Below are 12,204 nucleotides of genomic sequence, written 5' to 3' on the forward strand. Positions count from 1 at the left end.
CGGGCGGGCGATCATCACGCCCGCCCGCCCCGCGCATCCGTCAGATCTCGCGGCGGCGGCGGCGCGTCAGCAGCACGATGCCGACGATCACACCCGCGATGCCGAAGCCGGACACCCCGAGCACGAGCGCGGAGCTGCCACCGGTCGCGGGCAACGGCTTGTCGAAGCGGTTGTCGACGCCGATCGCGATCGTCGTGTCGGCGGCGATGACCACGCTGGCCGGGTTGGCGGAGTGGCCGCCGTCGACCGTCATGGTGACCTGCTTCGCGTCGCCGGTGCGCGACTCGGTGAGCACGCACGCGGCATCGGTCGGCAGATCCGTGTAGACGACCGGCGTTCCCACCGTGAGATCGCGCACCGCACCACCCGGGATCGGCAGGTCCTCGCCGTACCAGGTGCACACGAGCGTCACTCCGAAGGTGTCGCCGGTGTGCGCGGATGCCGCGGTGCCGCTGACCGTCTTCGTCACCGAGATCTTCCCGGCGGTGAAGGTATTGGCGATCGTCATGAGCTGCGGCTGGTCGCCGCCGGTCAGATCGATCGTCGCGGTCGTCCCGGTCACGGGATCGGCGTCGTCCACCGTGATGGTCGTGGAGGCTGCGTGAGCGGTCACCGTCTCGGTGACCTCGCATGTCGCACCGACCGGGAGGTCGGTGTACGCGGCCCGGTAGTCGTTCGCGGCGGTCAGCTGACGCTCCGCGCCACCGGGCACGGCGATGTCGGTCACGGTGCCGTCCACGACGAAGGTGCAGACCGCGCTGACGGTGAACGGTCCCGCCGCACCCGGGTTCAGCATGTTGCCCTGGCGCTCCTTGACGACGTCGAACGACGCGAGGTCGAAGCGGTTGGTGGCCGTGACCTTCACGTCGCCGATGCCGGCCGGATCGGTCGCCGCCACGATCGTGACCTGGCCGTCGGCGGGGTCGAGCGCGGCTTCGGTCGCACCGCCGGTCGTCAGCTCCTTCACGTCGCACAGGGTGCCGGTGGGATACACGCCGAACGTCTCGGTGTCGCCGTGGCGCAGCGAGAACCGCCGGTCGAGCAGGCTCTGGCCCTGGTAGGTGCAGACCGCGGAGAAGTCGAACGAGCCGGTGCCGTACAGGTCGGCGCCCGCACCGGTCACGACCTTGCCGACCGTGAGCCGGCCCGTGTCGTATCCGTTGGTCACGGTGACCGCAGCGGCATCCACCCCGGGCGTGACGGTGGCCGAGCCGTCTCCGGCGTCGACGACGTTCGTGCCGGTGAACACGATGTGGTTCGCGAAGAACGCGTCCGTCTCGGTGACCGTGCACTTCGCGCGCGCCGGGATGCGGTCGGCCGGAGCGTTCCAGGTCTCGCCGGCCGCGAGAGTGAAGCTCAGCGTGGTCAGGTCGGGCGCGCCGAGAACCACGGGGACGCCCGTCGCCGTCGTGCACACGAGAGAGAAGGTGAAGGGACCGAACGCGCCGGCCGTCGCCTCGGTCTGCACCTGCTTCGTGACCGACAGAGCGGTGTACTGGTAGTCGTTCGTCAGCGTCGCGACCTGCAGCGCCGGCACGTCGCCCGCGGCACCGTCCTGCGGCGCCGCCTCGGTGACGGCGATCGTCGTCGGCGATCCGCTGCGGGAGGTCTCGCCGAACGTGCCGACCGCGCCCTGTTCGGTCACGGTGCACGTCGTGCCCTCGGCGCTCAGCGGGATGCCGTCGATACGCGCCGTGTAGTCGTTCGCCGCACTGAGGGTGACGGTCGAGGCCGCTCCGAGATCGAGCGCGGACCCGCCGACGGTGCAGACCACGTCGGCGAGGAAGCTCGCCGGCGCGTACGTCGCCGCCGGACCGGTGATCTTCTTGGTCACCGCGATCGAGCCGAACCGCAGGTGGCTGCCGACCGCGGCCGGTGCGATCTTGCGGAAGGTGTTCTCGGTGGTGAGCTCGTACTTGACGCCGTACTGGTTCCAGGCGAACTGGTCGGCGGCCGGAACGGTGGCCGACGCGCCATCAGGGCGGTCGGCTCCCGCCAGCCGGTTCACGGCGGAGAACGTCACGTCGGCCGCCTGACCCGGCGTGAGCGCCTTCTCCGGGGTCGTGCGGAAGTCCAGGTGCACGCGGATGCCGGTGACCTTCGACCAGTCGGTGCTGGCGGACATGGCGGTCCACTTCTCACCGTTCTGCTCGCAGACCGGTGCGGTCGTCAGCGTCGACCAGGTGTTGACGCACACTCCCGTGCTGGTGCTGACCTCGACGGTCTGCGTCGTTCCGGCCGGTGCGGCCACCTTCAGCGAGTCGGCCACGAGCTCGGGGCGCAGGGTCGAGCCACGAGCCGCGCCCGAGATGAGCAGCGTGTCGCCCGGCGTGGGCAGCTGGTCGAACACCGTCATCTCGGCGATCGGCACGGTTCCCGCGTTGACGTTGTGCAGCACCCAGTCATCGGTGCCGTCGACCTCGGAGTTCGCGACGCACGGCGCCCGGAAGTAGCCCTTGCCACCGACGACGAGGTTCTGCTGGCAGATCGCGTCGGACGCACCCGGCTGGTACGCGCCGGGCAACGAGCCCGCGACGCCCTTCACCGTGTACAGGTTCGACCCCGCCACGACGCCGACGTAGTCGGTGGTGCCGCAGGTCGTGGGATCGTTCGCGAACGCGCTGGTCGTCGAGCCTCCGGTGACGGTGTTGCGACACGCAGTGAGCTGCTGCTCCGTTTTGACCGTCATCGTGTTGGTGGCACGATCACCTTGCGACAGCCCGGGCTGCAGCTCGAGGAAGAGGCGGACCTTGAACACCTCGCCGGGCTTCATGCGGTTGCCGTCCGACGGCCACGTGAACGTGACCGTGCGCCCGTCGGGGCTGAGACCCACCGTGACCTTGTCGGAGAGAAGACCGTCGGCCTGCTTCGTGAACACGGGCGCCGGCGTCGCCAGGTAGTTCAGCTGCGCCGGAAGCGTGTCGGTGAGTTCCGAGACGGTGAGGAAGCCGGTGCCGGTGTTCTGGAACGTCAGGTCGAACGGCACGGGAGATCCCACCGAGACGAGACGATCGCCGTTGTTGCTCAGCTTGTTCACCGCGATCTGGTGCGTGCCCTGCGTGAGGGTGATCCGCGCTGACGCCTGCTTCAGGGCGGAGTCGTTGCCGTCGACGCGCGCCGACTGCGAGGACTGGGTGTTGGTCACCGCGTGGTCGAAGGTCACGGGACCGCTCGCGTCACGGTAGGTGTCGCGCACCTTCACAGTGAACGCGGCCGAGGCCGACCAGTTGGCCGCGGGAAGCGAGCTCGAGAAGAAGCCGCCGTCGGCGCGCGTGAAGGTGAACCGGATGCCGTCGACGGCGCCGACGTCGGTTCCCGTCGGCAGGGCGGCCGTCGCTGCGGCCGTGCCGAGCGTCCAGCTCCCGCTCGCGCCGCCGGTGTGCACGTCCACCCGCACGCGGTCGGCGCCGCTCGGCCGCGTGACGGCGCCGAGGCCGACGAGGTCGAAGGTGTTCCAGAAGGCGGTCGCGTCGGTGAAGTCCTCCACGACGACGACGTTCGGCGAGAGCGTGCTCCGCGGGTTCGAGCCCTGGTTGGCACCCAGAGTGACTGTGACGGGGGTGCTCTTGGCCGGCTCAGCGATCGAGGACACACTCACCGACTTCGTCGGAGTGATGTTGACGACACCGCCGGTGAGGACGACCTTCGCGTCGGCGACGTCACCGGTCTTGGTGGTCGGCGCCAGCACCGGGTCGTACGACTGTGCGAAGACGCGATTCCACACGTCGACCGTCTTGCCCGCCGGCAGCACCTGCGCCTCGCCGCTGGATCGCAGTGTGGGCCGCAGTCGGCTGTCGATCGTGACCGTGAAGACGTTGCTCTGGTCGATCGTGCCCGTGTTCGCCGCGCTCACGCCGCGGAAGGTGACGCTCACGCCCACGACGTCGGCGAGCTGGTCGGCGGTGAACGCGTTCACCTGGGCGATGGTGTGCGGGCTCGTCGTGTACGTTCCGCCCGCGTAGTGCAGAAGCCACACCGTCGAGCCCGAGGGGTCGATCTGGGCAGGGATGCTGGAGGCGATCGTGATCTTGGTGGCCGAGAACCGGTCGAAGGGCGTCGGCGTGCCGGCATCCGTCAGGTAGTTCTTCGAGGTGTCGAACGGGTCGGCGAAGGCCGCGGAGACGTCGGACTGACACCCCGCGAGCGCCGTCTGGCTGCAGGTGGCCGGATCGGTCATCCGCAGCGCGCTGGCCTTGGCGGTGGCGTCGTTGTGCGCGGTCATCGTCCACTGCGCCGTCGGATAGTTCTGCGCGGGCGTGCCGGCGACGGGCGTGAAGATCTGATTCGTCGGGGTGGCCGACTTGGTGCCCTTCACCCCCGGCGGCTGATTGAGGATCTGGATGGTGTCGTGATCACCGTCCGTGACATCGGCACCGCCCGCGAGGGGACGCGAGCTGATCTGGACGGCGTTGTCGACGATGCCCTTGGTGGAGGTGTTCAGCAGCGAGTCCGCCGTGATCGGCGTTCCCGAGGAGCGCGTGATGTCGCGCAGCTGCCAGGTCAGGTCGAACTCTCGCTGGACGCTGCCCGAGCCCACTCCCGATCCCGGTGCGGGAGCGAACGGGTCGAAGGCGGGACCGGTCTGCCGCGCGGCCTGACGGGCGGCGGTGTCGGCCGCCGTCTCGTCGAGCACGAGACGGACGCCGGTGGTCTTCGCCGATTCATCGGCGGTGAGCGTGTAGCCGACGAAGCCGCGATTCGCGGTCATCCAGCTTCCGCCGGGCGCGGCGACCGCGTGCCAGGCGTTGTCGAAGAACAGCTCGACAGCAGTGACGGTGTCGTACCGGAGGTACCAGCCGTTGCTGTACGGGTCGGAGCTCGGCGCGATCGCCGCCACCGAGACGAGGTCGAACGCGTCGTAGGCCGTCGCCGCCGGGGTGGCGGCGCTCGTCGCCGGATCGGTGATGGTCACCGGCGCGAAGCCCGACGACACGTTCCAGCGCAGCGTGGTGTCGGCACGTTGGCCCGACTGCGCGTCGAGGAAATCGCGCGTCCACCGCTTCTGGATGTCGGGTCCGGGTCCGGGCGGGTTCTGCTCGGACTGGATCGTTGCGGGTGCCGTGTCGGTGGCGTCGTCGGTGAGGGTCCTGCCCCCGTCGCTCCTGCCGGTGACGGTCGACGCCGCGGTGTTCGTGTACGTCGTCGGGCGATCCGGGCCGGGGGTGGTCGCACCGCCCGTGCGCCGGTCGGCTCGGGCGTCGAAGACGAGGTTCGGGGTGACGTTGGTGGTGTCGGCGAACCCCGTGTCGCTGTGGAAGGAGAACCGGATGCCCTCCAGGTCGGCGGGCGAGAGCGGTGACAGTGCTGCCGCGGTCGCCGCGGCATCCATCTGGAAGACGAATGCCTGCGCCTGTGCCGGCGCGGTGGCCAGCGTCACCCAGGTTCCGTCGTGACGACGCACCTGCACCGTCAGCGTCGTGTTCGCCGGCACCTGGGTCGGCGCGACGGCGGTGAAGCTGAAGGCGTTCCAGAACGCGTCCTGCGCGCCGTTCCAGGCGTCCTCGACGACGATGTCGTTGATGCGGGCGCCGTCACCCGAGGCCGAGGCCACGGTGCGCAGCGACGCGATCACGCTGTCGCCGGGGGCGACGGGCGCACCCGGGCGCACGGTCTTGTCGATCGTGACGGAGACCGACGGGTCGATGATCGTCAGCGTGGCGTCGTCGGTCGCCGTCGCAGTGAGGCCGTTGGGGGCGGTGACCGTCGAGGCGACGGTGTTGGTGAGGGTGACGCTCGGCTTTCCGCCGGTGGCGTTCTCGGTCGTGACGATCGCGAACGCGGCGTTGGCGGTCGCGTTGGCCTGGATGAGGGAGCCCGTGAAGACGAGTTCAAAGCCGGTCGCCGGTCCGCCGGGGGCGGCCGGCACGGCGCCGTCCGCGAAGGACACCTCTTGCGTCCCGCCGGCGGCGAGGTGGTAGACGACCTTCGCCGCGCTGGCGCCGGAGGGCCACACAGGCGCAGCAGTGAACCCGCCGAACGCGACGTCGGTCGAGAAGAAGTCGAGGTCAGCCAGACGCAGCTCGCTGACGGCAACCGCACCGTTGGTGGCGGAGAGCGTCGTGTCGGCGGTCTGTCCGGCGGTACGTCGGTCGGGCGTGATGCTCTTCGAGGTCTGCACGGTCGGCATGGAGGGTGCGACCGTGTAGCTGGCCGCAGCATCCTTCGTGGCCGTGCGCGAGTCCACGGCCGCGATGCCGTTCGCCACGTTGTCGACACGGTGCTGCGCGGTGGACAGATCGGCGCCCGTATCGCGCTGCGTGGAGCGCTGAGCGAGGCCGAGACCCAGGCTGACGGTGTCGCCGGGTGCGATCACACCGACGCAGGTGAGGCGGATGCCGCCGACCTGCGCGTTCGTGACGCCGCTCGGCAGCGTCGCGGTGGCGGCCGGCGGACCGGTCTTCCAGGCCCACGAACCGCCCTGGAACACGTAGGCGTCAACCTGCACGGACGTGCACGACGCGGGGAGGGAGACGTTCTGGAACCCCGTGAAATCGGTGATCGTGAAGGGGTTGCTCGCGTCGAGCGTCGACGCGGCGTCGGCGGCCGTCTTGGGCTCCTGGATGACGAGCTTGTCGACGTTGACGTTCGAGGCGTTGGAGACGCCGAGGGCGATGGCGGACGCGGCTCCGGGCGCGTACGACAGACGGCTCGGCGACCACGTCTTCGTGACGCCGACCGCGATGTTCTCGGGAACGTTGATGTTGATCGTGGCCGAGCTGTCGACGGGGTTCGCGTTGGTCGCCGTGACCTTCGCGGTGTTGACGATGTCGCCGCTCTTGCCGGGCGGGTAGTTGTCGGGCACGCGGAGGCTGACGAGCATCGAGAAGGTGGTGCCCGCCGACATGCCGACACCCGCGGGCGTGTCGGTCGTCTCCTCGATGTAGACCGTGACGGCGGTGCCGGCCGCGACCTTCGCCGGCGGCGTGCTCGCGCCCCCGGTCCAGGTCACGGCGTACGGAGTGGTGTCGGGGGTGAAACGCACCGCCTCGATGTCGAAGCCCACGAGCGCGGCGGGGAAGGCATCGGTGAGCTGAGCGCCCAGGCAGTCCTGCTCCGAACACGTGACCTTGACCGTGTAGGTGAACGTGTCACCCGGAAGCGGCGTCGGCTTGTCCACGCTCTTGTCGATCTGCAGATAGTCGCCGGGACCGCCCGCGGCGGTCGCTGCCGGCGCGATGCCGCCGACGACACCGCCCAGCGCCAGAAGAACGACGAGAAGCCCCGCGACGAACGGACGCTTCGCGGACACGACAGAAGAGCGCGCAGCGCGCATGCCAACTACCCCCAAGGTAGAGCGCCCCTGCCACCGACCCCACGTCGGCAGCCCCGATCCCACATCGGAGGGCGCACGTGGGTCAGACCATAGGGCATACATGCACAGCTATGCGAATCCGGTGACCCCCGCGAGTGCGGGGGCCGCCTCCGCAGGTTGCACCGCCGCCGCTCAGTAGACTGAGGTTCCATGTCGAAGGTCCTTCAGTCCCTGCCCGTCGGCGAGCGCGTCGGCATCGCCTTCTCCGGGGGGCTCGATACGTCGGTTGCGGTCGCGTGGATGCGCGACAAGGGCGCCGTTCCGTACACGTACACCGGCGATCTGGGGCAGTACGACGAAGACGACATCGCATCGATCCCCGGTCGCGCGCTGCAGTACGGCGCCGAGAAGTCGCGCCTCATCGACTGCAAGCCGCTGATGGTCGAAGAGGGGCTCGTCGCCCTTTCGTGCGGCGCGTTCCACATCCGCTCCGGCGGCCGTACCTACTTCAACACCACGCCGATCGGCCGCGCCGTCACCGGCACCCTGCTGGTGCGCGCGATGAAGGAAGATGGCGTCGACATCTGGGGCGACGGCTCGACGTACAAGGGCAACGACATCGAGCGCTTCTACCGCTACGGCCTGCTCGCCAATCCGGCGCTGCGCATCTACAAGCCCTGGCTGGATGCCGATTTCGTCACCGAGCTGGGTGGTCGAAAAGAGATGAGCGAGTGGCTCGTCGCCCACGAGTTCCCGTACCGCGACTCGGTCGAGAAGGCGTACTCCACCGATGCCAACATCTGGGGTGCGACCCACGAGGCGAAGACCCTCGAGCACCTCGACGTCTCGCTCGAGATCGTCGACCCGATCATGGGCGTGCGCTTCTGGGACCCGTCCGTGGAGATCGCGACGGAGGACGTCTCGATCACGTTCGAGGCCGGACGACCGGTCGCGATCAACGGCGTCGAGTTCACCGATGCTGTGGCGCTCGTGCGTGAGGCGAACACCATCGGCGGCCGTCACGGCCTGGGCATGAGCGACCAGATCGAGAACCGCATCATCGAGGCGAAGTCCCGCGGCATCTACGAGGCGCCGGGCATGGCGCTGCTGTTCATCGCCTACGAGCGCCTGGTCAACGGCATCCTGAACGAAGACACCCTGGCGACCTACCACGAGCAGGGCCGGCGTCTCGGACGCCTCATGTACGAGGGGCGCTGGCTGGAGCCGCAGTCGTTCATGCTGCGCGAGTCGATCCAGCGGTGGGTGGGCTCTGCCATCAGCGGCACCGTCACCCTGCGTCTTCGCCGCGGCGAGGACTACACGATCCTCGACACCGTGTCGAAGAACCTCTCGTATGCGCCGGAGAAGCTGTCGATGGAGCGCGTCGGCGACGCCGCCTTCGGCCCCACCGACCGCATCGGCCAGCTCACGATGCGCAACCTCGACATCGCCGACTCGCGCGCGCGTCTCGAGCAGTACGCGGGTCTGGGACTGATCGGCGGCGCGACCGCCGAACTGGTCGGCGAGCTCGCGTCGGGCGAATCGGCGGGGATCACCGGCCACGTGGCTCCGTTCGACGAAGCGCGCGAACAGCTCGCGGAGGCGGTCGACGAGGCATCCGAGTCGGCGTCGTTCGACTTCGGCGCCGACTGAGCCTGCGTTTCGACTGACATCTCGCGAAACTTGCACACCGATGTGCAAGTTAATACACTGGCCGGGTGACCACCACCGCACCCCTTCGCCGCCCGAGAAAGGATGCCGCCGCCAACCGTGCCGGCATCCTGCAGGCGGCTGCGACCACCCTGGCGCTCGACCCGTCCGCCTCGATCGACCAGATCGCCCGCGCCGCCGGATTATCACGGCGCGCACTGTACGGACACTTCGACGACCGCCAGGCGCTGCTCACGGAGCTCATCGCCGCGGGTGCCCAGCGCTTCAACGCGATCGCCTCCTCGCTCGACGAACCGCACCCCCCGCTCGCCCTGGCCCGGTTGACCGCGGCACTGTGGACCGAGGCCGCCCATGCGCAGGTCGCCGCGGCGCTCGCGCTCGATGAGGCGCACCTCGAGCAGACCGCCACCGCGCTCGCCCCCCTGCGACGCGCGCTCGTCGGTGTCGTCCGCGCCGGTCAGGACGACGGAACCCTCCGCGTCGACATGGCCGCCCCCACTCTCGCCCGTCTCATCGAAGAGACGGCGCGCGCCGCGGTCAGCCGCATCGACGCCTCGTCGCCGATCGCGACCTCGATCGCCGTCCGCGCCGTCCTGAGCATCGCCGGGCTCTCGTGGCGCGAGTCCGAGGCACTGCTGAACGCCCACCCCGATGTGCTGGAGGCGAACTGATGCGCGTGCGTCTGGATGAGGTGCAGAAGGGGCGCCGCGGCGAGGCCTTGGGCACGACGAGTCTCACCTATCGCAGCGGCCGCGCCACCCTCGCGGTGGCCGAGACCGAGCAGCGCCCCACGGTGCTGGGCCTCATCGCGTCGGGGCGGATGCGCCCGGATGCCGGCACCGTCGCACTCGACGAGGCCACCGACCGCCGAGCCCACAACGCGCTGCGCCGTCGTGTCGCCCTCGTCGATGCCCCCGATGTCAGCGAGCCCGCGCCGAACATCGCGGTGGCCGGTGTCGTCGCCGAAGAGCTCATGTTCGCGGGCCTCGCCTCCGACCCCCTCTCGGCACGGCGATGGCTCGACGAGCACGACCTCCGATCGTCGGCGCGACTGCCGATCGCCGACCTCGCACCGTCGCACCGCCTGCGCATCCTTCTCGAGCTCGCGGCCGCGCGTCCCGGGGTCGACGGCCTCGTCCTCGTCTCCCCCGACCGCCACGGGGGCGACCCCGTCCAGTGGTGGGAGCTCGCCGAGGAGTTCGGCGAACGCGGGTTCGCCGTGCTCGTCATCGCCGGGGAAGCGGCCGCTTCTGCACTGGCCGACACCTCGGCATCCCTGGCGCCACATCCCTCCAGCGCCCGCGTCCTCAAGCCCAGTCGCGTGCGCCTGCGCACCACCGCTCCCCTCGCCGGAGGCCACCGATGAAGATCCCCGCCATGATCGCTGCCGAGCTGCGGCGCCTGACGGCGACGCGGATGTCGGTCATCGCCCTCGTCGCCCTCATGCTGGTGCCCGTCCTCTACGGCGGGCTCTACCTGTGGGCCAACCAGGACCCGTATGGGCACTTCTCGGAGGTTCCCGTCGCGCTGGTCGACCTCGATGAGGGGTCGGGGACCGGCAGCGATGCGGCGCAGTACGGCAGCCAGGTCTCGCAGCAGCTCATCGACGGTCACGCCTTCGACTGGCGCGCGATGAGCGAGGCGGATGCCGCGACCGCTCTCCACGACGGCACGATCGACTTCATCGTGACGATCCCCTCCGATTTCTCCGCGGCCCTCGTCTCCTCCGGCGGCTCCGCACCGCGCCAGGCGACCATCGGCCTGCAGACCAACGACGCCAACAACTACCTGGCATCGACCATCGGCACTCAGGCCGTGGAGAAGATCCGTCGCTCGGTCGCCGAGCTCGTCGGTCAGGAGGCGGCCGCGCGCCTGCTCGGAGGCCTCGCCGACATCCGCGCCCAACTCGTGCAGGCGGCCGACGGCGCTACCACCCTCACCGACGGCGCCTCCCAGGTCGCCGCCGGCAGCACGACACTGGCACAGGGCACCGCGGCGCTCGCTCAGGGCGCGGGCACGCTCAGCGAGGGAGCGAGCCAGGTCGCCTCGGGCGCCGCGCAGGTCGCCGACGGGGCGAGCCGCGTCTCGGCAGGCACGGCGACGCTCGACGGCTACGCCGACCGCGCGGCATCCGCAGGGCAGCAGGTGGTCGCCGCGATCCCTCAGGCCCGCACCGACATCGCGACGCTGCTCGCCGACCGCGGAGTCGACCAGCCCACGATCGACCGGGTGCTCGCCGCGCTCGATCCGATCGGCGATGCCGCCGTGACCGACAACAGCCGTCTTCAGGCGGCGGCGGCGCAGGTCGACGAGCTGGCCTCGGGCGCGGCGCAGGTCGCCTCCGGCGCCGCTCAGGTGTCCGCCGGCGCGGCGCAGGTCGCCGGCGGCGCCGGCTCGCTCCGGGGCGGCGCCGACCAGGCCGCAGCCGGGGCGGCGACCCTCGCGTCCGGGGCGGGCCAGGTCGCCGGCGGCGCGACGCAGCTGCGTGACGGGCTGGCTTCGGGGGTGAAGGCGATCCCCGATACGGATGCGGCGACCCGCGACGCCCAGGCCAAGACCATCTCCGATCCGGTCGCGGTGAGCTCGAGCGCGCAGACCTCCGCGGGCGACTACGGCGCCGGGCTCGCGCCGTTCTTCGCGGCTCTCGCCGGCTGGATCGGCATCTACGCGCTCTTCCTCATCGTCAAGCCGATCTCGCGCCGAGCCGTCACGGCATTGCGCTCGCCCGTCCGGGTGACCATCGCCGGCTGGCTGACCCCCGCTTTCCTGGGCAGCGTCGGCATGGTCGCACTGTTCGGAGTGCTCTCCTTCGCCCTCGGCTTCCGGTTCGCGAACCCGCTCGGCACTCTCGGCATCCTGATGCTCGCCTCTTTCACCTACGCGGCGATCATCCTCGCGCTGAACGTCTGGCTCGGCTCGGTCGGGCAGTTCGTCGGTCTCGTGCTGATGGTGCTGCAGCTGGTGACAGCGGGAGGGACCTTCCCCTGGCAGACGCTGCCGGCGCCGCTGGCGGCGCTGCACCACGTGCTGCCGATGGGCTACGTCGTCGACGCGATGCGCCAGCTGATGTACGGGGGCGACCTCGCCCGCGTCGGCACGGACATCGGCGTGCTGCTGCTGTGGCTCGGCGGAGCGCTGGCCCTGGCGGCCGTCGGCGTGACGCGGATGACCCACCGCCGCACGCTCCGCGACCTGCAGCCGAGCCTCATCGGGTAGTGCGCGGCGCGGACTCCGCCACCACCTGCTCGCACGCGCAGACCGCATCCTTCGCGAAGCGGTCT

Annotated in this window: 5 protein-coding genes; 4 read left to right on the forward strand and 1 reads right to left on the reverse strand. The window is 70.3% G+C overall.

Translation table 11 applies throughout. The annotated features are described in order from the left end of the window. Positions 1-40 precede the first annotated feature (40 nt). On the reverse strand, positions 41-7,249 hold the full coding sequence (locus tag DEU37_RS07310) for a DUF5979 domain-containing protein (RefSeq protein ID WP_220699828.1): 7,209 nt from the start codon (positions 7,247-7,249) through the stop codon (positions 41-43). Positions 7,250-7,462: 213 nt separating this feature from the next. Here DEU37_RS07310 and argG point away from each other — a divergent pair, with 213 nt between their 5' ends. The 4 genes from argG to DEU37_RS07330 all read left to right on the forward strand — a co-directional run bounded on the left by argG (position 7,463) and on the right by DEU37_RS07330 (position 12,139). Continuing rightward, positions 7,463-8,905, forward strand: a complete 1,443-nt coding sequence (gene argG, locus DEU37_RS07315) for an argininosuccinate synthase (RefSeq protein ID WP_121189922.1) — start codon at positions 7,463-7,465, stop codon at positions 8,903-8,905. Positions 8,906-8,970: 65 nt separating this feature from the next. Beyond that, a complete protein-coding gene (locus tag DEU37_RS07320; protein ID WP_121189923.1) occupies positions 8,971-9,594 on the forward strand; it encodes a TetR/AcrR family transcriptional regulator in 624 nt (207 codons plus the stop codon). Further along, positions 9,594-10,289 carry a hypothetical protein gene (locus tag DEU37_RS07325; RefSeq protein ID WP_121189924.1) on the forward strand — a complete coding sequence of 232 codons (696 nt, stop codon included), beginning with the start codon at positions 9,594-9,596 and terminating at the stop codon, positions 10,287-10,289. Before DEU37_RS07320 ends, DEU37_RS07325 begins: the two co-directional genes overlap by 1 nt. Next, complete coding sequence (locus DEU37_RS07330) at positions 10,286-12,139, forward strand: YhgE/Pip family protein (protein WP_121189925.1); 1,854 nt, start codon at positions 10,286-10,288, stop codon at positions 12,137-12,139. The genes DEU37_RS07325 and DEU37_RS07330 overlap by 4 nt, the downstream gene beginning before the upstream one ends. The last annotated feature ends 65 nt before the right edge of the window (positions 12,140-12,204 follow it).

The sequence above is a fragment of the Microbacterium sp. AG790 genome (assembly GCF_003634765.1).
In the GTDB taxonomy this organism is placed as follows: Bacteria; Actinomycetota; Actinomycetes; order Actinomycetales; family Microbacteriaceae; genus Microbacterium.